Source organism: Rhizobium sp. Rhizsp82, from assembly GCF_047325115.1.
Classification (GTDB): Bacteria; Pseudomonadota; Alphaproteobacteria; order Rhizobiales; family Rhizobiaceae; genus Rhizobium.
Genome location: NZ_CP168570.1, coordinates 3,334,726 through 3,356,933, shown reverse-complemented (window position 1 = coordinate 3,356,933; position 22,208 = coordinate 3,334,726). Strand labels below are relative to the sequence as shown.

General features: G+C 62.8%; 18 protein-coding genes. 10 read left to right on the top strand and 8 right to left on the bottom strand.

Annotated features, from left to right (window positions below; all coding sequences use genetic code 11):
* Window positions 1–30 precede the first annotated feature (30 nt).
* Window positions 31–468 carry a VOC family protein gene (locus ACEN84_RS21705; protein ID WP_413709883.1) on the top strand — a complete coding sequence of 146 codons (438 nt, stop codon included), beginning with the start codon at window positions 31–33 and terminating at the stop codon, window positions 466–468.
* A gap of 12 nt (window positions 469–480) precedes the next feature.
* On the opposite strand, the gene ACEN84_RS21700 is transcribed toward ACEN84_RS21705, so the two are convergent.
* From ACEN84_RS21700 to ACEN84_RS21690, 3 genes are all read right to left on the bottom strand, one after another.
* Window positions 481–1,491: an alpha/beta fold hydrolase gene (locus ACEN84_RS21700; protein ID WP_413709882.1), complete on the bottom strand. Its 1,011-nt coding sequence runs from the start codon at window positions 1,489–1,491 to the stop codon at window positions 481–483.
* A gap of 75 nt (window positions 1,492–1,566) precedes the next feature.
* Window positions 1,567–5,055, bottom strand: coding sequence for a carbamoyl-phosphate synthase large subunit (gene carB / locus ACEN84_RS21695; RefSeq protein WP_413709881.1), 3,489 nt, complete (start codon window positions 5,053–5,055; stop codon window positions 1,567–1,569).
* 174 nt (window positions 5,056–5,229) lie between these two features.
* Window positions 5,230–6,255, bottom strand: a complete 1,026-nt coding sequence (locus tag ACEN84_RS21690) for a zinc-dependent alcohol dehydrogenase family protein (protein ID WP_413709880.1) — start codon at window positions 6,253–6,255, stop codon at window positions 5,230–5,232.
* A gap of 127 nt (window positions 6,256–6,382) precedes the next feature.
* On the opposite strand from ACEN84_RS21690, the gene ACEN84_RS21685 reads away from it, so the two are divergent.
* Together ACEN84_RS21685 and ACEN84_RS21680 are read left to right on the top strand one after the other, a co-directional pair.
* Window positions 6,383–6,868, top strand: coding sequence for a DUF2306 domain-containing protein (locus tag ACEN84_RS21685; RefSeq protein ID WP_413709879.1), 486 nt, complete (start codon window positions 6,383–6,385; stop codon window positions 6,866–6,868).
* A gap of 80 nt (window positions 6,869–6,948) precedes the next feature.
* Window positions 6,949–7,878 (top strand): neutral zinc metallopeptidase, encoded by a 930-nt coding sequence (locus ACEN84_RS21680; protein ID WP_112715685.1) that lies wholly within the window; start codon window positions 6,949–6,951, stop codon window positions 7,876–7,878.
* 40 nt (window positions 7,879–7,918) lie between these two features.
* On the opposite strand, the gene ACEN84_RS21675 is transcribed toward ACEN84_RS21680, so the two are convergent.
* On the bottom strand, window positions 7,919–8,914 hold the full coding sequence (locus tag ACEN84_RS21675; RefSeq protein WP_413709878.1) for an aldo/keto reductase: 996 nt from the start codon (window positions 8,912–8,914) through the stop codon (window positions 7,919–7,921).
* A 109-nt stretch (window positions 8,915–9,023) separates the two neighbouring features.
* On the opposite strand from ACEN84_RS21675, the gene ACEN84_RS21670 reads away from it, so the two are divergent.
* From ACEN84_RS21670 to ACEN84_RS21660, 3 genes are all read left to right on the top strand, one after another.
* Entirely contained in the window at window positions 9,024–9,929 is a 906-nt protein-coding gene (locus ACEN84_RS21670) for a LysR family transcriptional regulator (RefSeq protein ID WP_413709877.1), read from the top strand.
* A 156-nt stretch (window positions 9,930–10,085) separates the two neighbouring features.
* Window positions 10,086–11,333, top strand: coding sequence for a TCR/Tet family MFS transporter (locus tag ACEN84_RS21665; RefSeq protein ID WP_199626977.1), 1,248 nt, complete (start codon window positions 10,086–10,088; stop codon window positions 11,331–11,333).
* 178 nt (window positions 11,334–11,511) lie between these two features.
* The gene (locus tag ACEN84_RS21660; protein WP_413709876.1) at window positions 11,512–12,915 is read left to right on the top strand and encodes an MATE family efflux transporter; all 1,404 of its coding nucleotides are present in this window, start codon (window positions 11,512–11,514) and stop codon (window positions 12,913–12,915) included.
* Window positions 12,916–12,931: 16 nt separating this feature from the next.
* On the opposite strand, the gene ACEN84_RS21655 is transcribed toward ACEN84_RS21660, so the two are convergent.
* On the bottom strand, window positions 12,932–13,252 hold the full coding sequence (locus ACEN84_RS21655) for an antibiotic biosynthesis monooxygenase (RefSeq protein WP_130277878.1): 321 nt from the start codon (window positions 13,250–13,252) through the stop codon (window positions 12,932–12,934).
* Window positions 13,253–13,366: 114 nt separating this feature from the next.
* On the opposite strand from ACEN84_RS21655, the gene ACEN84_RS21650 reads away from it, so the two are divergent.
* Window positions 13,367–14,371, top strand: a complete 1,005-nt coding sequence (locus ACEN84_RS21650) for an acyltransferase (protein WP_413709875.1) — start codon at window positions 13,367–13,369, stop codon at window positions 14,369–14,371.
* Between the two features lie 10 nt (window positions 14,372–14,381).
* Here ACEN84_RS21650 and carA read toward each other — a convergent pair whose 3' ends face one another.
* Window positions 14,382–15,587: a glutamine-hydrolyzing carbamoyl-phosphate synthase small subunit gene (carA, locus tag ACEN84_RS21645; RefSeq protein WP_413711335.1), complete on the bottom strand. Its 1,206-nt coding sequence runs from the start codon at window positions 15,585–15,587 to the stop codon at window positions 14,382–14,384.
* A gap of 270 nt (window positions 15,588–15,857) precedes the next feature.
* Here carA and ACEN84_RS21640 point away from each other — a divergent pair, with 270 nt between their 5' ends.
* Window positions 15,858–16,310: a GatB/YqeY domain-containing protein gene (locus tag ACEN84_RS21640; protein ID WP_112715671.1), complete on the top strand. Its 453-nt coding sequence runs from the start codon at window positions 15,858–15,860 to the stop codon at window positions 16,308–16,310.
* Here ACEN84_RS21640 and ACEN84_RS21635 read toward each other — a convergent pair whose 3' ends face one another.
* Complete coding sequence (locus ACEN84_RS21635; RefSeq protein ID WP_112715669.1) at window positions 16,311–17,168, bottom strand: hypothetical protein; 858 nt, start codon at window positions 17,166–17,168, stop codon at window positions 16,311–16,313. It abuts the gene before it with no gap.
* Between the two features lie 574 nt (window positions 17,169–17,742).
* On the bottom strand, window positions 17,743–18,084 hold the full coding sequence (locus tag ACEN84_RS21630) for a BrnA antitoxin family protein (RefSeq protein ID WP_413709874.1): 342 nt from the start codon (window positions 18,082–18,084) through the stop codon (window positions 17,743–17,745).
* A gap of 149 nt (window positions 18,085–18,233) precedes the next feature.
* Here ACEN84_RS21630 and dnaG point away from each other — a divergent pair, with 149 nt between their 5' ends.
* Together dnaG and recQ are read left to right on the top strand one after the other, a co-directional pair.
* Window positions 18,234–20,231, top strand: a complete 1,998-nt coding sequence (gene dnaG, locus ACEN84_RS21625; RefSeq protein WP_413709873.1) for a DNA primase — start codon at window positions 18,234–18,236, stop codon at window positions 20,229–20,231.
* Entirely contained in the window at window positions 20,231–22,087 is a 1,857-nt protein-coding gene (recQ, locus tag ACEN84_RS21620) for a DNA helicase RecQ (RefSeq protein ID WP_413709872.1), read from the top strand. The genes dnaG and recQ overlap by 1 nt, the downstream gene beginning before the upstream one ends.
* The last annotated feature ends 121 nt before the right edge of the window (window positions 22,088–22,208 follow it).

The window sequence follows — 22,208 nt, the reverse complement described above, 5'->3', positions numbered from 1 at the left end:
CGATTGCAACCATATCAGGAGACAGGAAGCATGGCGCTCAAGCGGATGGACAATATCGGGATCGTCGTCGAGGACCTCGATGTGGCGATCGATTTCTTTCGCGAACTCGGGCTCGATCTCGAAGGGCGGGCGACGATCGAAGGCGAATGGGCGGGGCGGGTCACCGGGCTCGGCGATCAGCATGTCGAGATTGCCATGATGCGCACGCCTGACGGCCACAGCCGGCTCGAGCTTTCCCGCTTTATCCGGCCCGCGGTGATCGCCGATCACCGGAATGCGCCCGTCAATGCACTCGGCTATCTGCGCGCCATGTTCACCGTCGATGATATCGATGACACGCTTACGCGGTTGCGCGCACGCGGTGCGGAGCTCGTAGGCGAGGTGGTTCGCTATCAGGACGTCTACAAGCTCTGCTATATCAGAGGGCCGGAAGGCCTGCTGATCGGGCTTGCCGAAGAACTCGGCTGAGCTGAAGCGCCCTTAGTTGCTGCCTGGTGCCTGTAGCGAGGAGACGAAGGCGGCAATCAGGCTGGCGGTCTTTTCCGGCGCCTCGATCTGCGGGATGTGATTGACGCCGTCGAGAACGGAGAGTTGCGCCTTCGGCAGCAGGCGGGCGATCTCTTCGCCCTGCGCCAGCGGCGTGACGCTGTCTTCCTTGCCCCAGACCAGCAAGGCCGGTTTCTGGAAGCTTTGGTAATTCTCCGGCTTGAAGGCGCGGGAGGCTTCCTCGTTACCGAAGAGACCGGTGACGAACCAGTCGGCAATGGCGTGGCTCGTGCCTTTGACGACGAGCGGGCGGCGGTAGACCTCGATCCGTTCCGCCGTCGCGACGGCATCGTCATCGGCCACGAAATCGCGCAGCCCCTTACCGATCATCAGCGGATTGGTGAAGGTCGCAGCCATGATCGCTTCCCGCAGTCCGGGGGCGGCAAAGAGCGGTGCCAGCGGCGGTTTGGATGGCGGGCGGCCAAGGCCGAGGGCGACATCCAGGAGAACGAGACCGGAAATGCGATCCGGCGCGATCAGCGCCGTCTCCATCGTCGCGCCGCCGCCGAAGGAATGGCCGAGCAGCACGAATTGCTGGAGGCCTGCGGCATCGGCAAAGGCCAGGATGCGGCGTGCCTGCGCCTGCCGCGAATAATCGCCGGAAGCGGGGCGTTCGGAATAGCCGAAGGGCGGCAGGTCGGGGGCGATGACGCGGAAGCCACTGGCGCCTAGCCGCTCGGCGATCGGCGCCCAGGTTTCGGACCATGCCATGGCGCCCGGGATTAACAGGATCGCCGGACCGCTCTGTGGTCCCCATTGCTTGTAGTGGAGGTCGAGGCCATCGGCCTGAAGATATTGCCCGGCCTGGCCATTGCGGCCCGGCGGCAGGCTCTCGCGCCAGATCGAGGCGGCGTAGAAGCCGGCGAAGACAAGAAGTGCCACGCCGATCAGCGCACCGGCGACGCCGGCGAGGATTTTGACGATCCGGATGGCTATGCTTCTCATGCGCGCTCCCCCGCCGCAATGTTATCTGCGGCGAGGAATAGCAGAAAGCCCGTTAAGAATTTCGGGCCGTGATGCTTATGCGAAATAGCTCTGCAGCGGGCGGACTTCGAGGTTGCCGGCGCGGAGCGCCTTGATGGCGAGGGCGGCGGCTTCGGCGCCGGCCATCGTCGTGTAGTAGGGCACCTTCTGCATCAGCGTGGCGCGGCGAAGCGACTTCGAATCCGAGATCGCCTTGTTGCCGTCGGTCGTGTTGATGACGAGCTGGACCTGGCGGTTGCGGATGGCGTCCTCGATATGCGGACGTCCTTCAAGAACCTTGTTGATCTTCGTCGCCTCGATGCCGTTTTCGCCGAGGAAGCGGGCGGTTCCGCCGGTTGCCAGAACCTTGAAGCCTTCACCGACCAGGATGCGGATCGCCGGCAGGACGCGCTGCTTGTCGGCATCGCGCACCGAGACGAAGACCGTGCCGTCACGCGGCAGTTCGACACTGGCGCCGAGCTGCGACTTGGCGAAGGCCAGCGCGAAATCAGTGTCGAGGCCGATGACTTCGCCGGTCGAGCGCATTTCCGGGCCGAGAAGCGTATCGACGCCCGGGAAGCGGGCGAAGGGGAAGACGGCTTCCTTGACGGCGATGTGCTTAAGGTTGCGCGGATCCGGCTTTTCGCCGTAGGCGGCGAAGGTCGCATCCAGCTTTTCGCCGGCCATGGCGCGGGCGGCGATCTTGGCGATTGGCGCGCCGATGGTCTTGGCGACGAAGGGCACCGTGCGCGAGGCGCGCGGGTTGACTTCGAGCACGTAGACGGTGCCGTCCTTGATGGCGAACTGCACGTTCATCAGGCCGACGACGTTGAGCGCCTTGGCCATCGCCTTTGCCTGACGCTCGAGCTCGTCGAGCATTTCCGCCGACAGCGTGCGTGGCGGCAGCGAGCAGGCAGAGTCGCCGGAGTGGATGCCGGCTTCCTCGATATGCTCCATGATGCCCGCGACATAGGCGTCGGTGCCGTCGGAGAGGCAATCGACGTCGACTTCGATGGCGTTCGACAGGTAGCTGTCGAAGAGCAGCGGGTTCTTGCCGAGCAGGGTATTGATCTGGCCGGTCTTGTCGTTCGGGTAGCGCTGCTTGATGTCTTCAGGCACCAGTTCCGGCACCGTATCCAGCAGGTAGGTCTGCAGCTGGCTTTCGGCGTGGATGATCTGCATCGCGCGGCCGCCGAGAACATAGGACGGGCGGACGACCAGCGGGAAGCCGATTTCGGTGGCGACCAGGCGAGCCTGCTCGACTGAGTAGGCGATGCCGTTGTTCGGCTGGTTGAGATCGAGCTTCATCAGCAGCTTCTGGAAGCGGTCGCGGTCTTCGGCAAGGTCGATCATATCAGGCGCGGTGCCGAGGATCGGGATGCCGTTCTTTTCGAGCGCTTCGGCGAGCTTCAGCGGGGTCTGGCCGCCGAACTGGACGATGACGCCGACGACTTCGCCCTTTTCCTGCTCAGCGCGCAGGATCTCGATGACGTCTTCTGCTGTCAGCGGCTCGAAGTAGAGGCGATCGGAGGTGTCGTAGTCGGTCGACACGGTTTCCGGGTTGCAGTTGATCATGATCGCTTCATAGCCGGCGTCGCGCAGAGCAAACGCGGCATGGCAGCAGCAGTAATCGAACTCGATGCCCTGGCCGATACGGTTCGGACCGCCGCCGAGAATGACGACCTTCTTGCGGTCGGAGACTTCGGCTTCGGAGCGCGCGGCGCCGACGAAGGGCGTTTCGTAGCTCGAATACATGTAGGCGGTCGGCGAGGCGAATTCGGCGGCGCAGGTGTCGATGCGCTTGAAGACCGGGCGGACATTCAGGCTGTTGCGCAGCTCGGCAACTTCCTTCGGGCGCTTGCCTGATAGCGTTGCGAGGCGGGCGTCGGAGAAGCCCATGGCCTTCAGGCTGCGCAGGTTTGCGGCATCCTGCGGCAGGCCGTGCTCGCGGATACGGGCTTCGGTGTCGACGATCGCCTTGAACTGGGCGATGAACCACGGGTCGATCTTGCAGCCTTCGTGGACGTCTTCCGGGCTCATGCCCTGGCGCAGCGCCTGGGCGACCATGCGCAGGCGGTCGGGCGTCGGAGTGCCGATCGCGGCGCGCACGGCGTTCTGGCTCGATTCGCCTTCTTCAACGCCGGGGATCTCGATTTCGTCGAGGCCGGTCAGGCCGGTTTCGAGACCGCGTAGCGCCTTCTGCAGCGATTCTGCGAAGGTGCGGCCGATCGCCATGACTTCACCGACGGACTTCATCGCCGTCGTCAGGATCGGCGAGGCGCCCGGGAACTTTTCGAAGGCAAAGCGCGGGATCTTGGTGACGACGTAGTCGATCGACGGTTCGAACGAGGCCGGCGTCGCACCGCCGGTGATGTCGTTGTCGAGTTCGTCGAGCGTGTAGCCGACGGCGAGCTTGGCGGCGACCTTGGCGATCGGGAAGCCGGTGGCCTTGGAAGCCAGCGCCGACGAGCGCGAAACGCGCGGGTTCATTTCGATGACGACGAGGCGTCCGTCCTTCGGGTTGACGGCGAACTGGACGTTCGAGCCGCCGGTCTCGACGCCGATCTCGCGGAGAACCGCGATCGAGGCGTTGCGCATCATCTGGTATTCTTTGTCGGTCAGCGTCAGCGCCGGGGCGACGGTGATCGAATCGCCGGTGTGGACGCCCATCGGGTCGATGTTTTCGATCGAGCAGATGATGATGCAGTTGTCCGCCTTGTCGCGGACGACTTCCATTTCATATTCCTTCCAGCCGAGAACCGATTCCTCGATCAGCACTTCGGTGGTCGGCGAGGCATCGAGGCCGCCGCCGATGATTTCGAAGAATTCCGAGCGGTTGTAGGCAATGCCGCCGCCGGTGCCGCCCATGGTAAAGGACGGGCGGATGATGGCGGGCAGGCCGACGACGTCGATCGCCTGGGCGGCAATCGCCATGGCGTGGCTGATGTAGCGCTGCTTGCGGTCGGTCTCGCCGAGGTTCCAGTGGTTTTCCAGCTCGTCGAGCGCCTTGTCGAGATCGGGGCCGGAAAGGCTCTCGCGCAGCTTGGCGCGCTCGGCTTCATGCGTCTTGCGGTCGGCATCCTTGATGTCGGTGGCGTTTGCCAGCATCGAGCGCGGGGTTTCGAGGCCGATCTTCTCCATCGCTTCGCGGAAAAGGGCGCGGTCTTCAGCCTTGTCGATGGCGGCCGGCTTGGCGCCGATCATCTCGACATTGTAGCGGTCGAGAACGCCCATGCGCTTCAGGGAGAGCGCGGTGTTGAGCGCCGTCTGGCCGCCCATGGTCGGCAGCAGGGCGTCCGGGCGTTCCTTGGCGATGATCTTGGCGACGACTTCGGGGGTGATCGGCTCGACGTAGGTGGCGTCGGCGAGACCCGGGTCGGTCATGATCGTTGCCGGATTGGAATTGACGAGGATGACGCGGTAGCCTTCCTCCTTCAGCGCCTTGCAGGCCTGGGTACCGGAATAGTCGAATTCGCATGCCTGGCCGATGACGATCGGACCCGCGCCGATGATGAGGATCGATTTGATATCTTGGCGCTTCGGCATCGGCTTTTCCACTTTCTAGCTGCGCAAAAAACCGGCCAGGGTGGGAGATCACCGGGTCGGGTCGCGCATTGAGGGTCTTTTCAGGCTAGAAGCGGCTTATAGGCAAAGCGAAACCGAAACGGAACCCCATAATTCAAGGAATCGACAGGAATCCGCAGTCTCTCCGGAAAGCCTTCACAGACCGGGTATCACGAGGGCTCGAATCTCGCCGTTCGGGGCCGGGTTGATGATGGTCTCGAGGGCTTCCTCCAGGCCGATCTTGCGGGTGATCAGCGGCTCTACCTTGATGGCGCCGGTGGCGATCAGATCGGCGGCGCGGGCATGGGTGAAGGGGTTGACGAAGGAGCTCAGCAGCCGGATCTCGCGAAACAGCAGGTCGAAGGGCTCGATCGCGACCTTGGTGCCCTGCGGCATGACGCCGAGAATGAGTGCCGTGCCGCCTTTTTTCGCGAGTCGCGGTGTCTGCTCGACCGTCTCGGCCACGCCGGCGCATTCGATCACCACGTCGGCTCCGCCAGGAAGAAGGCCCGAAGCGCCGGCGATCAGCTCGATGACATCGCCGGAGGAGGGATCGACGGTCGCGGTGGCGCCGAGTTCTTCGGCGATCCGGCGCTTGTCCGCATTGCGGGTGACGAGCACGACGCGCGTCGCACCTGCCAGCCGCGCCAGTTGCACGGCGAGCAGGCCGATGACGCCGCCGCCGAGGACGACGACCGAATCTCCGGTTTTGATCTCCGCCATGTCGATGCCGTGGATGCAGCAGGCGAGCGGTTCGCAGAAGGCGCCGTGGAGCGGATCGAGCGCGTCGGGCAGGGCGAAGGCCTGAGTCTCCGGGATACAGACGTAATCGGCAAAGCCGCCATCGCGATGAATGCCGATCGCTTCGAGATTGCGGCAGAGATTGACGCGGCCGCGCTGGCATTCCGGGCAGCGGCCGCAGGAGATGTTGGGATCGCCGGTGATGCGCATGCCGGGCCGGAAGCCGGTGACGTCGGCGCCGACCGCCTCGACGATGCCGGTGAATTCGTGGCCGAGGATCACCGGCGGGCGGGCCGGAAACTCGCCGTGATAGAGATGCCGGTCGGTGCCGCAGATGCCGCAGGCTTCGACCTTCACCAGGACATCGCCGGGGCCGGGAACCGGTTTTCCGGTCTCGCAGACCGCCAGCCGGCCGGTCGCTTCAAGACGCAGCGCTTTCATGATCTTCTCCTCGCTCCACCCGGCATCAGGGACAAAAAGCGCGGGGCCGTCAAGCCGCTGGTGTTTTGCCTCTTGCGTCCGTGGATATTGCTCGGGACAATCGGCCATTCAGGAGGAGGAGCCAGGCATGACCCTTGAACCCTTGCTCGATGCATCGCCTGCCATTCAGATCCATGTGGCGACCGTCATTCCGGCAGCGCTGCTCGGCGCCTTTATCCTGCTGCACCGGAAGGGCACGCCGCTTCACCGGCTGCTCGGCAAGATCTGGATGGCGCTGATGGTGGTGACGGCTGCGACAAGCTTCTTCATTCACGAGATCAAGATGTTCTTCGGCTTCAGCCCCATTCACCTGCTCTCGGCCGCGACGATCTTCGGCGCCTGGCAGGCGATTGCGGCGGCGCGGCGTCATGACGTCGCGACACACCGGCGGATCGTCCGGTCGATCTATTTCGGCGGCATCATCATTGCGGGCGGATTCACGCTGGTCCCCGGCCGGATCATGAATGAGGTGGTATTCTCGGGGCATGACATGGTGGCGCTGGTTTTCGGCCTGCTGGTGGCTGCGGCGGCGGCGGCGATCGTGCTTTCGGCGCGGGTGCAGCGGGCTGCATGATGCCGCTGGAATTCGGCCAAGCGCCGGATATATAATCTCAAACGAAAGAGACGCGTTCGGCGTTGCCGGGGAGAGTTCAGATGGAATGGAAGGGACGCCGCCAGTCGGACAATATCGAGGATCGCCGCGGAGACCCTTCGAGCGGTGGTCTCGGGCAAAATCCCTTCGGGCGCGGAGGCGGTTTCAGCTTTCCGTCCGGCGGCGTGCGCCGTGGTGGTGGCGGCCTGTCGATCGGCACGATCATCTTCCTCGTCGTCATCTATTTCATCTTCAAGGCGATGGGCATCGACCTGATGCAGGTGATGGACGGCACGATGAGCGGCGGCTCGGGCTACGAGCAGAGCGATTCCCAGAGCCGCGGTACGCCTGCCAATGACGACATGACCGCCTTCGTGCGCACCGTGCTCGCCGATACCGAGGATACCTGGACCGGGATCTTCCAGGCCTCCGGCCAGACCTACGAGAAGCCGGCGCTGGTGCTGTTCTCCGGCTCGACGCGCTCGGGCTGCGGTGCCGCATCGGCGGCGACCGGGCCGTTCTATTGCCCTGTCGACCGCAAGGTCTATCTCGACACCGATTTCTTCCGCCAGCTCAGCCAGCAGTTCGGCGCCAAGGGCGAATTCGCCGAGGCCTATGTGATCGCCCACGAGGTCGGCCATCACGTCCAGAACATTCTCGGCGTGCTGCCGAAGTTCAACGAGGCCCGCCAGCGGATGAGCGAGGTCGATGCCAACAAGATGTCGGTGCGCGTCGAGCTGCAGGCCGATTGCTTCGCCGGGGTGTTCGCCAAGTTCGAGCAGCGCAAGGGCTATATCAATCCCGACGATCTCGAGGATGCGCTGAATGCCGCCCAGCAGATCGGCGACGACACGCTGCAGAAGCGCAGCCAGGGCTATGTTGTGCCTGACAGCTTCAACCACGGCACCTCCGCCCAGCGCGTGAAATGGTTCAAGCAGGGCTTCGATACCGGCAAGGTTTCGGCCTGCGATACCTTCAGCGGCCCGGTCTGATCAAAAAGCTCCGCCGCCGTGCGGCAGCGGAGCCTTATCCTCAGTGTTCACTGTCCATATGTTTCAGCTGTGCTTCCGGATAACGCGCACCCGCCGCCGCATCCTTCGGGACGGCGCGCTCGATTGCCGCCATATCCCCGGCGCTGAGCTGCACGGCGCTTGAGCCCAGCGCTTCGGTCAGCCGGTCGCGGCGGCGGGCGCCGATGAGCGGGACGATATCCTTGCCCTGAGCTGCGACCCAGGCGATGGCGATCTGTGCGACGCTCGCCTGCTTCTCGGCGGCGATCTTGCGAAGCTCTTCGACGAGGGCGAGGTTCTGGTCGATATTGGCGGCCTGGAAGCGCGGGCTGACGCTGCGGAAATCGCCCTTGCCGCCGTCCTGACCTTTTTGCCAGTGTCCGCTGATGAGGCCGCGCGACAGCACGCCATAGGCGGTGATCGAAATGCCGAGCGCGCGGCAGGTGGGCAGGATCGCGTCCTCGATGCCGCGGGAGATCAGCGAATATTCGATCTGCAGGTCGGCGATCGGATGAACGGCGGCGGCGCGGCGGATGGTTTCGGCGCCGACTTCGGAGAGGCCGATATGGCGGACATAGCCGGCCTTGATCATGTCGGCGATGGCGCCGACGGTTTCCTCGATCGGCACATTGGGATCGAGGCGGGCAGGGCGGTAGATGTCGATATAATCGGTGCCGAGGCGCTGGAGCGAATAGGCGATGAAATTTTTCAGCGCTGCCGGACGGGAATCGTAGCCGTTCCAGGCGCCGAGCGGATCGCGCAGCGCACCGGTCTTGACGCTGATGATCAGCTCCTCGCGCTTGCAGGTCTTCAGGGCCTCGCCGATCAGCATCTCGTTATGCCCCATGCCGTAGAAATCGCCGGTATCGAGCAGGTTGATGCCTGCGTCGAGGGCGGCGTGGATGGTGGCAATGCTTTCGGCGCGGTCGGCGGGGCCATACATGCCTGACATGCCCATGCAGCCGAGGCCGATGGCGGATACGTCAGGGCCGGTCTTTCCCAAGCGGTAGGTTTGCATCTTCGTCTCCTTGCCGACGCCGGAGCGGCGTCTTCAGCCCCTTTCTATTCCTTGCCTCTCTGTGCGATAATCCGGATGATTGCGAACGGCCCGTACGGAAAAGCGCACAATGGACGATCTTCCCCTCAGTGATCTGGATGCCTTCACGGCCATTGCAAGGGAACGGAGCTTTCGCGCTGCGGCCCGCAAGCGCGGTGTCTCGCCGTCGTCGCTGAGCGACTCGCTGCGGCGGCTGGAGGAGCGGCTCGGCGTACGCCTGCTCAACCGCACGACCCGCAGTGTGACCCCGACGGAAGCGGGCGAGCGGTTGCTGGAGAGACTGGCGCCGGCGCTCGGCGAGGTGGTTTCGGCGCTCGGCCAGCTCGACAGTTTCAAGGACAGCCCGGCCGGCACGCTGCGGCTCAATGTGCCGACGATCGCCGCGCGGCTGTTCATGCCTGATCTCGTCAGCCGGTTTCTGGCGCTTTATCCGCAGATCAAACTGGAAGTGCTTGGCGAAGACGATTTTATCGACGTGGTGGCGGCCGGATATGATGCCGGGATCCGCTATGACGAGCGGCTGGAACGCGACATGATCGCCGTGCCGATCGGTCCGCGGCGGCAGCGCTATATCACCGCCGCTGCACCGGCTTATCTCCAAAGGTGCGGGATGCCGTCGCATCCCCGCGATCTTCTCGATCATGACTGCATCCGGCATCGCTTCCTCAGCCGGGCGCCGTTTGCCTGGGAGTTCGACCGCGGCGAGGAGAGCCTATTGCTTTCGGTGACGGGGCCGTTGGTGGCAAATTCGATCGAGATGGAGGTGGGGGCGGCCGTTGCCGGGCTCGGCGTCATCAGGACATTCGAGGAGGTGCTCGCTCCGGCGATCCGCCGCGGCGAGCTCGTGCCGATCCTGGAGGATTGGGTGACGGAATTCTCGGGGCCGTTTCTCTATTACGCCAGCCGTAAGCATATGCCGCCGGCCCTTCGCGCCTTTGTCGATTTCGTCAAGGCTGAGGCGCGGCGAGGGGCTTAGTCCCCGTTTTGTTCGCTTCGACGATCAATTTCATTGTTTTCGTCAACAAAAACTTTGAAATGTTCACGTATTGTTTCATTTTTCTGCTTCGGCTATGTAACATCCCCGGCGATCAGATCGTCTTTCCAGAAAACAACGCCTGTCGAGAGATGACCTATGCTTGATCCCAAATTCGTTCGCCGCGGACTTTTCCTCGTCTTCATGATCCTGTTTCTCGACGTCATCGGGATCGCCATCATCATGCCCGTGCTGCCCGCGTATCTGGAGGAGCTGACCGGCGGCAATGTCAGCGATGCCGCGCTCGATGGCGGCTGGCTGCTCGTCGTCTATGCCGTGATGCAGTTTCTGTTTGCGCCGCTGCTCGGCAATCTCAGCGACCGTTTCGGCCGCCGGCCGGTCCTGCTGCTGTCGGTGTTGACCTTTGCGATCGACAATTTCATCTGCGCAATCGCCACCAGCTTCTGGATGCTGTTCGTCGGCCGGGCGCTGGCGGGTTTCAGCGGGGGGAGCTTCGCGACTTGTTCCGCCTATATCGCCGATATCAGCAATGACGAGAACCGGGCGAAGAATTTCGGCCTGATCGGCATCGCCTTCGGTGTCGGCTTCACCATAGGCCCCGTCATCGGCGGCTTCCTCGGCGAGTTCGGGCCGCGCGTGCCGTTCCTGGGTGCCGCGCTGCTGTCTTTCCTGAATTTCGTGGCCGCCTATTTCCTGCTGCCGGAGACGCTGGATGCCAAGCATCGCCGTCCCTTCGAACTGAAGCGCGCCAATCCGCTCGGCGCCTTGAAGCAGATGCGCAACTATCCGGGCATCGGCTGGATCGCCGCCGTGATGTTCCTGTTCTGGCTGGCGCATGCGGTCTATCCGGCGGTCTGGTCCTTCGTCGGTACCTACCGCTATGGCTGGAGCGAGGGGCAGATCGGTCTGTCGCTCGGCATCTACGGCATCGGTGCGGCGATCGTCATGGGCCTCATTCTGCCGAAGATCGTGCCGGTGCTCGGCGAATGGAAGACCGCGGTCGTCGGCTTGTGCTTCTCTGTGGTCGGCCTGACCGGCTATGCCTTCGCCTGGGAGGGCTGGGTCGTCTATGTCGTCATCGTGCTGACAGTGATGGAAAACATCGCCGATCCGCCGCTGCGCAGCATCGCCGCCGGCAAGGTGCCGCCTTCTGCTCAGGGCGAACTGCAGGGCGCGCTGACCAGCCTCAGCAGCCTCACGACGATCATCGGCCCGGTGATCTTCACGCAGCTGTTCGGCTATTTCACCAAGCCGGATGCGCCGGTGACCTTTGCGGGCGCGCCGTACCTGATGGCCGCCTTCTTCATCCTCGTCGCGGCACTGGTCCTGTTTGCGAAAGTGCGGCCGGCGAAGCAAAACGAAACGGCGGAAGCCTCTGCCGGATAGACCAATCGATACCTGAATGTCGATTTGTCTCGGCCATCAGATTTGGTGATGCTGTGATGAATAATTCAGCATTTGCCTATTTTAGGGTAGCTCTTGGCCGGGCTTTGATCTAAGGCCCGGTAATAGTCTTGCCGCCCGTGTGCGGCCGAAAACGATTCAAAACAATTGGACTTTTGCTATGGACGCGCCTCTCGACGTGCACAAGCTTGCGCCGCAAACCGACAACCACTGGGGATCGCATTTCCGTGCGACGCTGGCGCTCGGCATTCCGTTCATCGGCGCGCAGCTGGCCCAGCTCGGGATCAACACGACCGACGTGATGATCGTCGGCCAGCTCGGCGCCGAGAATCTGGCGGCCATGGTGCTGTCGGCGCAGTTCCTGTTCACCATCCTGATCTTCGGTTCCGGCTTTTCGATCGCCGTCATTCCGATGGTGGCGCAGGCCTATGGCCGCGGTGATATCGTCACCGTGCGGCGGTCAATGCGCATGGGCCTGTGGGTGGTCACTGCCTATTGGCTGATCATGCAGCCGGCGTTCTTCTATGCCGAGGAGATCCTGCTGGCCGCCGGGCAGAAGCCCGAAGTCGCGAAGCTCGCGCATGGCTATATCCTCATCGGCCATTTCGCCGTGCTGCCCGGCCTGCTCTATAACGTCATGCGGGCGCTGGTCAGCGCCATCGGCAAGGCTGCCGTGGTTTTGAACGTCACGATCGCCATGCTGGTGCTGAACGCGATCTTTGCCTACGTCCTCGTGCTTGGCCATTTCGGCTTTCCGGCCATGGGTCTCGAAGGTGCGGCCATCGTCTCCGTTGCCGTGCAGACGGCGGGCTTCCTGTTCATCCTCGCCTATGTGCAGATGAAGGAGGAGACGCGGCGCTACGAGATCCTCGTGCGCTTCTGGCGGCCGGACTGGCATGCGCTCTGGGACGTGGTGCGCCTCGGCCTGCCGATCAGCGTGACGATCCTTGCCGAAGTAAGCCTGTTTACCGCGGCGTCGCTGCTGATGGGCCATATCGGCACGATCGAGCTTGCGGCGCATGGTATCGCGCTGCAATGGGCCTCGATCGCCTTCATGATCCCGCTCGGCCTCAGCCAGGCGGCAACTGTTCGCATCGGGATCGCGCACGGTCAGGGGGATCATCAGGCCGTTGTCCGGGCTTCGGTCGCGGTCATGGCGATTGCCGCATCGCTTGCGGCAATCGGTGGCGTGCTGTTTGCGATCATGCCGGAATTCTTCGCCCGCTGGTTCCTCGATGTCAGCCGTCCGGAAGCGCCTGAGGTGCTCGCCTATGCCGGGCCGCTAATCGTCGTCGCCGGCCTGTTCCAGCTGGTCGATGGGATCCAAGCGATCGCCAGCGGCCTGCTGCGCGGCCTGAAGGATGCGCGCGTGCCGATGATCCTGGCGCTGATCGCCTACTGGCCGATCGGTTTCTTCCTGGCGTGGCTGCTTGCCTTCCCGCTCGGCTTCGGCGGCGTCGGCATCTGGTTCGGCTTCCTGGTGGGCCTGGCGGCCGCTGCGACGATGCTCTGCGCGCGCTTCTATATTCTGGTGCGCCGGGAAGGCGGGATGGCCGCCGCCTAACGGCGGCCATCGCCACTCAGGCCGCAACCGGCCGGTAGCTGGCGATATCGGCGCGAATGCCGAGCCGCTGGAACAGCGCCTGCGGATCGAGCCTGCAGGCCTTTTGCGCCGCCTGTACGGCTATTTTGACGCGCTCGGCGACTTCGGCGCTTTCCCACTGGGCGATGGTCACGAAATTGAACTCGCCGGGGCCGGAGACCTGTTCGAGAACCGAGTGACCCATGAAGCCCGGCTGCACCTGCAGCACCTCATGAACCATCAGCACATTCAGCAGAAATTCCTCGCGCGCCGCCTCCGGCACCACGAACTTGTCGACTCGGTAAAAGCCGCCGTTCATCCATCATCTCCTTGATTTCGATGTCACGGCTACCTCTGTAATTCCTCAAGTTAAGTTGAGGTCAAGAGCTCGGCCACCCGATGAATGCCGGTGGCTCATACCTTTGATAAAGGAATGGACACTAGGCTGGCGGGCATCGAGGTAGCGGGTTCAACGTGCGCCATGGCTTTTCCGGGTATCGAGCTTCTGAGAGTGATCGGCATCTTTGCCGTGGTCATCATCCATGCCAACGCGGTGGGGCTGTTCGGCGAATGGAAGACGACGGGCTTCGTGCTGGATGAGCTTTGCCGCTTCGCCGTCCCCTGCTTCTTTGTCGTTTCGGGTTTCTTCTGGAAGACAGAGGCGATCGAGCGGCCTTGGCGGGCGATCTGCGCGTTGGCCGCCAAGCTTCTGCCGCTCTATGCATTCTGGCTTCTTTTCTATTTCGCAGCCGAGTTCTCAGAGCTCTTCTATCCCCGGCTCTACGGCCGCGATTTCATCGTCGCGCTGGTGCCGTTTTCGGGAGGGCCGGGCTTCCATCTCTGGTTCCTGCCGGCGCTTTTCATCGGTGTGTCGCTGTGCTGGCTGTCGCTTCGCTATGTCGGGGTAGCGCTGACGGCGGCGGCCTGCGTTCTGCTCTATCTGGCGGGCGTGATCTTCGGCACTTATGGCGACCTGATCGGTATCCATCTTCCGCTCGTTGCCTATCGCAACGGGATACTTGAGGCGCCGCTCTTCCTGTTGTCCGGCTTCATGCTGCGCCGCTATCTACCGCGCTTCACGACGGCGCAGTTTGCGCTGCTCGGTCTGGCGGGACTTGCGCTTCATCTGGCAGAAGGCTTTGCCGTCAGCACATCAAGCCTTGGTCACGACTATTCGTTCGGCACCATCGCCGCGGCGATCGGCATCACAGGCCTCGCCACCCGGCTGTCGCAGGCACGCGATTACGGATGGGGCCGGGATGTGCTCGGCGCCTATCTCATCCATCTTTTCATCTTGAAAACGGTGGCAGCGCATCTGCCGGTCATTGGGCCGCTCTGGGCGCTTTCAATCGCAGCTATCGTCGCTGCAGTCAGCCTCGGCCTATCCCGGCTGTTCAAGCAGACGCCGGTTTCCCGGCGTCTGGTGGCTCTTTCCTAGAATTCAGGTCTTAGCGTTCGGCGAGAGCCGCTTCGCCCTTCTTGGCGCGCACCATGTTGATGAAGCGGCGGAAGAGGTAATGGCTGTCCTGCGGGCCGGGAGAGGCTTCCGGGTGGTGCTGGACCGAGAAGATCTGCTTGCCCGCAACGCGCAGGCCGCAATTAGTACCGTCGAACAGCGAAACGTGAGTCTCCTCAACGCCTTCGGGCAGCGACTTAGTGTCAACCGCGAAGCCATGGTTCATCGAGACGATCTCGACCTTGCCCGTTGTGTGGTCCTTGACCGGATGGTTGGCGCCGTGGTGGCCCTGGTGCATCTTCTCGGTCTTGGCGCCGAGCGCCAGACCCAGCATCTGGTGGCCGAGGCAGATGCCGAAGACCGGGATGTCGGTGGCAATCAGCTTCTGGATGACCGGAACGGCGTATGCGCCGGTGGCGGCCGGGTCGCCCGGGCCGTTCGACAGGAAAATGCCGTCCGGCTGCATGGCGAGCACGTCTTCAGCGCTCGCCGTTGCCGGCATGACGGTGACCTTGCAGTCGAGACCGGCGAAGAGGCGCAGGATGTTGCGCTTGACGCCGTAGTCGAGGCAGACGACGTGATACTTGGCATCGCCGGTGGCGAGTTCGCCGTAGCCTTCGTTCCAGATCCAGGGCGTCTGCGTCCACTGCGAGGACTGGCCGGAGGAGGCGATCTTGGCGAGGTCGAGACCTTCCAGGCCGCTCCAGGCCTTGGCTTCAGCCTTCAGCGTGTCGATGTCGAAGACGCCGTTCGGGTCATGGGCGATGACGGCATTCGGCGAGCCGTTCTCGCGGATCCAGGCGGTCAGCGCGCGGGTATCGACGCCGCAGAGGCCGATGATGCCGCGAGCCTTCAGCCAGGCGTCGAGATGCTTGGCGGCGCGGTAGTTGGAGGGTTCGGTGATGTCAGCCTTGAAGATGACGCCGACCGCGCCGTGGCGTGCTGCCGGCGTCAGGTCTTCGATGTCTTCGTCATTGGTGCCGATATTGCCGATATGCGGGAAGGTGAAGGTGACGATCTGGCCGAGATAGGAGGGGTCGGTGAGGATTTCCTCGTATCCGGTCAGTGCCGTGTTGAAGACCACTTCGGCCTGAACCTTGCCGGTCGCGCCGATCCCCTTGCCTTCGATCACTGTGCCATCTGCGAGAACGAGCAGGGCGGTCGGCTTTTCGGTGGTCCAGGGGGCTGTCGCGGTCATCTTCATCCCGTTTTCCGGCGGCTCGCGGCGGTTTCGCCGGGCGGCCATTTGTGTTCGCAAGCGTATGGGCACGGCTCGTCGCCGCGCGTCTCAGGCCTGATCACGAATTTTGGTGCAGGTGGCGGTAGATAGCCATGCTCCTGCCTGCCGTCAATCTTTTCTAACGCATTGCAGCACGCTTTTCCTGCGCTTTCTGGCCGCAATATCGCAATTTATTTGATCCCGGCCATCGGCGTGGTTTATGTAGCGCCATTCAACAGGAGTGAAAAAATGCTGCGCGATCAACTCGCCACCGCGCTCAAGGACGCGATGAAATCCAAGAATGCCGAGCGTCTTTCGACCGTTCGCCTGATTCAGGCGGGGATCAAGGATCGCGATATCGCCAATCGCGGTGCCGGCAAGGAAGAGGCCAGCGACGACGAGATTCTGCAGATCCTCGCCAAGATGGTGAAGCAGCGCGACGAATCGGCCAAGATCTACGACGAGAACGCGCGCCCCGAACTCGCCACCAAGGAACGCGCCGAAATCGCCGTGATCCAGGACTTCATGCCGAAGCAGCTGTCGGACGCGGAAGTGCGCGCCAATATCTCGGCGATCATCGCCGAAACCGGCGCCGAAGGTCCGAAGGACATGGGCAAGGTAATGGCCGCTCTGAAGGAGCGCTATGCCGGCCAGATGGATTTCTCCAAGGCTTCGGGCGCCGTCAAGGAACTCTTGAAGTAATCAGACCGCGGGGCCGAGCACAGCCTCGGCCGCCGCATCGACGACCGCAAATTTTGCCGCCTGGTAATTGCGGTATTCGAGGATAAAGCCGCGCGAGAGCCACAGATCGCCCTTGCGCGGCGGCTCGTCCCAGCCGACGCTGCCCATCTCGCCGGCCTGCGTCAGCAGCCGCTTCAGATGCGTATTCGAGATCATGAACTTGGTGCGGAGCTCGCCGAGCGAGACTGGTCCGATCGAGACGCGCTCCTGCGCCGGATCGAAAGGCGGCAGGCGCGACATCAGGTAGTCCATCACCAGACCGCCGGAGTTCGCCCAGTTGAAGAGATTGTAAGTGGCGCCGGGATCGCGCACCGGATTGGTCTCAAGGATCGCCAAAGCAATCAATGGTTGAATTTTTGCGATCAGGTTGGGCTCGGCAGTTACCTTTTCGGCGCGCTTGCCGCCGTCCAGGTTGTCGAGGATGAAAAGGTGGGTCACCAGCCATTTCAGGAAGTGCTGTTCTGCCGTTTCGGTCGGCTCGACAAGGCGCGTGCGGCGGTCCGCCTGGCCGGTCGAGGGGCGCAGGAAGCGGTAGACGAGCATTTCCTGCAGGAAGGCTGCCGCCGTATTGCGGCTGGCGATCTTGTTGCTGACGATAAAATCGACGAAGCGCCCGGAATATAGGCCTTTTTTGTCTTCGCCGGGCAGACCGTAGTGCAAAGCAAAGCCTGCATGCGCCATCAGCCATCGCTGCTGTGCAGCAAAGATCGAGGCGATTCTCGGGCTTTCTTTATAGATTGCCAGCATCTCATTGGCGCAGATCAGTACTGCACCAAAGAAGCGGTCATCATTTGCAAGTGTTTCGGCGGAGACGGACATCAGTGAACTCTAGCGGGCAATGGATATTCCATTTGCGCTCAGGGTTCGCCGAGTCAATGTCCATTTTCGTACAAATGTCCCAAAAATGGTTGGGGCAGTTAACCAGCAAGGTTAAATTGCAAAAATCTGGAACAGCTATGCCGGAAATTAAAGAAGGCAGGAGCTGGGGGCGCTCCTGCCTTCTTGCTCTTTGCGGCCGCCAGTGACGCTGGGCCTAAGCCCACACTGGCGGTTTATTTGCAAAGGCACCCTTGCGAGGCGGCGCCGGGGGTAGGGATGGTGCCTCGCTCGGGGATCGCTTTGATGAGAAGACGGTATTGCGATGCAGCGGAGTATTCAAATTACAAAAATATAATAATTGGGTTGTGACCCCCGGCAATGCCCGCTCAGGCTTTTCATTAGCACGCTTTCTATCAGCCGCTTTTCTGCCGGTTGTGCATTTCAACTATTTGAAATCGTATAAATATAATCTTTTTCATATGCATTTTGGCGAACTTGAAAACAGGCGTGACACGCGCCCGAAGTGCACAATTGTCGCACCCTGTCGCAGGCAGGCGTCACGCTTTGTTGATGTTCATTTCTGGCGCTTTTCTTTCAGTATTTTTTGCTGATCGACGTAATGGCGCAGCACGGCGTTGATCCGAGTCTGGTAGCCTTTGCCGGTTGCTTGAAAGAAATCGACGACATCCTGGTCGAGTCTTATCGACAGGGGCTTCTTGGCAGGAGGCTGGACGATTGTTGCGCTGGACCAGTCGATATCGATAGAGCCCGCCCAATCGGGGTCATCGAACATGGCTTGCTCGATTTCGGCACTGATTTTGCTGTCGACGCGGGCGTGATCGCTTCGATCCTCGCCGTTGGTGATCATCTTCTCGATGTCTTCAGCCGAATATCTGACGATACGCTCTTTGCTCATTGTCGCGTGCCGAGGCTCCTGGATCATCGTAGATGCAATTGTATATACGGAGGTAGGGGCATCAACCCTGTGAATAGCTGGGGTTTCCGGCAAAGTGCGTGGCGACCTGCGGCAAACCTGCTTATATGATGGCTCACCACGAGGTTCTGATGCGCTTTTCCAATTCCTTTCTCGATGACATACGCGACCGCGTCCAGATTTCGGATGTGATCGGCCGGCGTGTCAGTTGGGACAAGCGCAAGACCAATGTGCCGCGCGGCGACTATTGGGCCTGCTGCCCGTTCCATGGCGAGAAGTCGCCGAGCTTCCATTGCGAGGATCGCAAGGGCCGCTACCATTGCTTCGGCTGTGGGGTCACCGGCGATCATTTCCGGTTCCTGACCGAGCTCGAAGGCTTGAGCTTCCCCGAGGCCGTGCAGCAGATCGCCGATATGGCGGGCGTGCCGATGCCGGTCGCCGATCCGGCGATGGAGAAGCGCGAGAAGGAGCGGACCTCGCTTCTCGATGTCATGGAACTCGCCACACAGTTCTTCCAGGACCAGCTGCAGACGGCGAATGGCGCACGCGCGCGGGCCTATCTGCGCGACCGCGGCCTGACCGGACGGACGATCGAGACCTTTCGACTCGGCTTTGCGCCCGACAGCCGCAATGCGCTGAAAGAGTTTCTGTCGGGCAAGGGTGTCGGCAAGGAGCAGATCGAGGCCTGCGGTCTCGTCGTGCACGGGTCCGACATTCCGGTCAGCTACGACCGGTTCCGCGATCGAATCATGTTTCCGATCCTGTCATCGCGGGAAAAGGTGATCGCCTTCGGTGGCCGCGCCATGTCGCCGGACGCGCCGGCGAAATATCTGAACTCGAACGAGACCGAGCTCTTCCACAAGGGACAGGTGCTCTACAATTTCGCCCGCGCGCGCCGCTCGCTGCAGGGGGCGGACGGAGAGCCGACGGTGATTGCCGTCGAAGGCTATATGGATGTCATCGCCCTGCATCAGGCGGGTGTCGAGAATGCCGTGGCGCCGCTCGGAACGGCTCTGACCGAGAATCAGCTCGATCTTCTCTGGAAGATGACGTCGCAGCCGGTGCTCTGCTTCGATGGCGATGGCGCCGGTATCCGCGCCGCCAACCGCGCTGCTGATCTGGCGCTGCCGCATCTGAAGCCGGGGCGCACCGTGCGCTTTGCGCTGCTGCCTGACGGCAAGGACCCTGACGATCTCGTGCGCAACGAGGGCCGGGCGCCGTTCGACAAGGTGATGAGCCAGGCGAAGCCACTGGCCGAAATGCTCTGGGGCCGCGAGGCCGGCGGCGGCGGTTTCGATACGCCGGAAGCGCGCGCCGAGCTCGAGGCGCGGCTGAAGCAGATGGTGTCGGTGATCGGCGACGAGAACGTCCGCCGCCATTACCAGCAGGATATCCGCGACCGTCTCAACAAGTTCTTCCAGCCGCAGTTTCAGAACCGCGGCAACGACCGGCGCAGCTTCGAACGGGGCGGCGGCGGTGGCAATTTCCGCGGCAAGGACGGGCAGGGGCGGCCTTCGCCGGGCGGTGCGCGCACGGTCAACCTGGTTTCCGAGCGGCTCGCCCGCTCCGGACTTGTGCGTGGCCATCAGGAAATTCCGGCGTTGCGCGAAAGCGTGCTGGCACTGACCGTCATCAACCATCCGGCGCTGATGCAGGACGAGTATGACGAGATCGCCGCCATCGAATACGACAATCGCGATCTGCAGCGGCTGTGGTCGGCGATGCTGGGTGCGGCAGCGATGGTCGCCAGCCCACATCTGACGCGCGAGTATCTTTTCGAGGAGCTCGAGCGCCAGGACTTCACCGGTCTCTTGAAGGGGCTTGATCAGCAGGTGCGCAATGCGCGCCTGTGGACCGCGACCGAGCAGGCGGCGATGGAGGACGCACGCGAGGGCTACCGCCAGGCGCTGGCCTTCCACAAACGCGCCAAGGCGCTGCGCTGGCAGAAGATCGAGCTCGAGCGCGAGATCGCCGAGGCGACCGAAGAGGGCAATGCCGAGATCATCGACCAGCTGATGCGCGCGCTGCAGGAAGTGCATTTCGAAGGATTGCGGCTTGAGAACCAGGAGGCGATCATCGACGGCTTCGGCGTGCTCTCCGGCCGGGTCAAGGGTGCGGCGAGCCATTGATGGATAGTAGCGAGCCTTCATTTTCGGCGGGCAGCGCGCTGTTCGGCAGCGGCAAAGCGCCGCTCGATATCCTCAAGCGGGTCTATGGCTATCCGGCCTTCCGCGGCAAGCAGCAGCAGGTCGTCGAGCACGTGACCTCGGGCGGCGATGCCGTCGTGCTGTTTCCGACGGGGGCGGGCAAATCGCTCTGCTTCCAGATCCCGGCGCTCTGCCGCGAGGGTCTCGGCATCGTCGTTTCGCCGCTGATTGCGCTGATGCGCGATCAGGTGGAGGCGATGAAGCAGCTCGGCATCCGCGCCGCGGCACTGAACTCGACGATCACCCGCGAGGAATATGTCGATATCCGCCGGGCGATCTCGTCCGGCAATCTCGATCTCCTCTACGTGACGCCCGAGCGCATCCTGATGGAGGGCTTCCGCGAGATCATCGGCGAGGCCCGGATCGCGCTGTTTGCGATCGACGAAGCGCACTGTGTCTCCCAGTGGGGACATGACTTCCGGCCGGAATATCGCGAGCTCGGCAGGCTTTCGGAGCACTATCCGGGCGTGCCGCGCATCGCGCTGACGGCGACGGCCGATCCGCATACGCGCGAAGACATCATCGAGCGGCTGAGGCTCGGCAATGCCGAGGTCTTCACCACGAGCTTCGACCGGCCGAACATCGCCTACGAAATCGTCGAGCGCGACCAGCCGCGTCAGCAGCTGCTGCGGTTTTTGTCCGGGCACAAGGGCAATAGCGGCATCGTCTATTGCCTGTCACGCGCCAAGGTCGAGGATACGGCCGAGTGGCTGAACACGCAGGGCATCCGGGCGCTCGCCTATCACGCCGGCATGGACCGGGCGATGCGCGACGCCAATCAGGATGCGTTCCTGAAGGAAGACGAGCTCTGCCTCGTTGCCACCGTCGCCTTCGGCATGGGCATCGACAAGCCGAATGTGCGCTATGTCGCCCATCTCGATCTGCCGGGTTCTGTCGAGGCCTATTATCAGGAGACCGGCCGTGCCGGACGCGATGGCCTGCCGTCGGAAGTCTGGATGGCCTATGGCATGGCCGATGTCATCCAGCGGCGGCGGATGATCGATGAAGGCAATGCGGCCGACGAGATCAAGCGCATTGAGCGCGGCAAGCTGAACGCGCTGCTCGCCATCTGCGAGACCGCCTCCTGCCGCCGCCAGGCGATCCTGGCGCATTTCGGCGAGGCGCATGCAGGCGGTTGCGGCAGCTGTGACACCTGCACCAAGCCCGTCGAGACCTGGGACGGCACGGAAGCGGCGATCAAGGCGCTCGCCGCCGTCTACCGCACCGGCGAGCGCTTCGGCACCGGCCACGTCATCGATGTGCTGCTTGGCAACGTCAACGAGAAGACCGAGCGTTTCGGCCATGTCGACATGCCGGTCTTCGGTGCCGGCAAGGATATCGCCGCGAAAACCTGGCAATCGATCTTCCGGCAGCTGCTGGCGATGGGACTGGTCCGTATCGATCACGACGCCTATGGCGCGATGAAGCTGGAGGCGGAGGCGCGCGCCGTCTTCAAGCACGAGCGGCAGGTGTTGTTCCGCAAGGACCGGGCGGTCGCCGGGCGCAGTAGCCGCAAGGCCGAGCGCACCAACCGGCATGCCGGTCTGTCGGGCGCCGACGGTCTGCTCTTCGAGGCGCTGAGGGCCGAACGCACGTCGATCGCCAAATCGCTCGGCGTGCCGCCCTATGTCGTCTTCCCCGACACGACGCTGATCGCCTTCGCCACCGAGCGGCCCCGCAGCCGCAAGGAGATGCTGGATATCTCCGGCGTCGGCCAGTCGAAGCTCGAGCGCTATGGCGAGGCGTTTCTGGACGTGATCCTCAGTCATGATGAGTGAGAGCGCGCGATAGCGTCGCGCTGTTGAAATAGCCAAACCGAAAATATTTCGTACCGGATCGGGGACATCTGCACTTGCTTTGTGCTAATTGCAGCGCCCGTCGGAGGAAATTTTAGGGGTA

Bases quoted from the DNA above. Each gene is read 5' to 3' on its own strand.
- ACEN84_RS21705 (WP_413709883.1), top strand. From the start codon at position 31: ATGGCGCTCAAGCGGATGGACAATATCGGGATCGTCGTCGAGGACCTC.
- ACEN84_RS21700 (WP_413709882.1), bottom strand. From the start codon at position 1,491: ATGAGAAGCATAGCCATCCGGATCGTCAAAATCCTCGCCGGCGTCGCC.
- carB (WP_413709881.1), bottom strand. From the start codon at position 5,055: ATGCCGAAGCGCCAAGATATCAAATCGATCCTCATCATCGGCGCGGGT.
- ACEN84_RS21690 (WP_413709880.1), bottom strand. From the start codon at position 6,255: ATGAAAGCGCTGCGTCTTGAAGCGACCGGCCGGCTGGCGGTCTGCGAG.
- ACEN84_RS21685 (WP_413709879.1), top strand. From the start codon at position 6,383: ATGACCCTTGAACCCTTGCTCGATGCATCGCCTGCCATTCAGATCCAT.
- ACEN84_RS21680 (WP_112715685.1), top strand. From the start codon at position 6,949: ATGGAATGGAAGGGACGCCGCCAGTCGGACAATATCGAGGATCGCCGC.
- ACEN84_RS21675 (WP_413709878.1), bottom strand. From the start codon at position 8,914: ATGCAAACCTACCGCTTGGGAAAGACCGGCCCTGACGTATCCGCCATC.
- ACEN84_RS21670 (WP_413709877.1), top strand. From the start codon at position 9,024: ATGGACGATCTTCCCCTCAGTGATCTGGATGCCTTCACGGCCATTGCA.
- ACEN84_RS21665 (WP_199626977.1), top strand. From the start codon at position 10,086: ATGCTTGATCCCAAATTCGTTCGCCGCGGACTTTTCCTCGTCTTCATG.
- ACEN84_RS21660 (WP_413709876.1), top strand. From the start codon at position 11,512: ATGGACGCGCCTCTCGACGTGCACAAGCTTGCGCCGCAAACCGACAAC.
- ACEN84_RS21655 (WP_130277878.1), bottom strand. From the start codon at position 13,252: ATGAACGGCGGCTTTTACCGAGTCGACAAGTTCGTGGTGCCGGAGGCG.
- ACEN84_RS21650 (WP_413709875.1), top strand. From the start codon at position 13,367: ATGGACACTAGGCTGGCGGGCATCGAGGTAGCGGGTTCAACGTGCGCC.
- carA (WP_413711335.1), bottom strand. From the start codon at position 15,587: ATGACCGCGACAGCCCCCTGGACCACCGAAAAGCCGACCGCCCTGCTC.
- ACEN84_RS21640 (WP_112715671.1), top strand. From the start codon at position 15,858: ATGCTGCGCGATCAACTCGCCACCGCGCTCAAGGACGCGATGAAATCC.
- ACEN84_RS21635 (WP_112715669.1), bottom strand. From the start codon at position 17,168: ATGTCCGTCTCCGCCGAAACACTTGCAAATGATGACCGCTTCTTTGGT.
- ACEN84_RS21630 (WP_413709874.1), bottom strand. From the start codon at position 18,084: ATGAGCAAAGAGCGTATCGTCAGATATTCGGCTGAAGACATCGAGAAG.
- dnaG (WP_413709873.1), top strand. From the start codon at position 18,234: ATGCGCTTTTCCAATTCCTTTCTCGATGACATACGCGACCGCGTCCAG.
- recQ (WP_413709872.1), top strand. From the start codon at position 20,231: ATGGATAGTAGCGAGCCTTCATTTTCGGCGGGCAGCGCGCTGTTCGGC.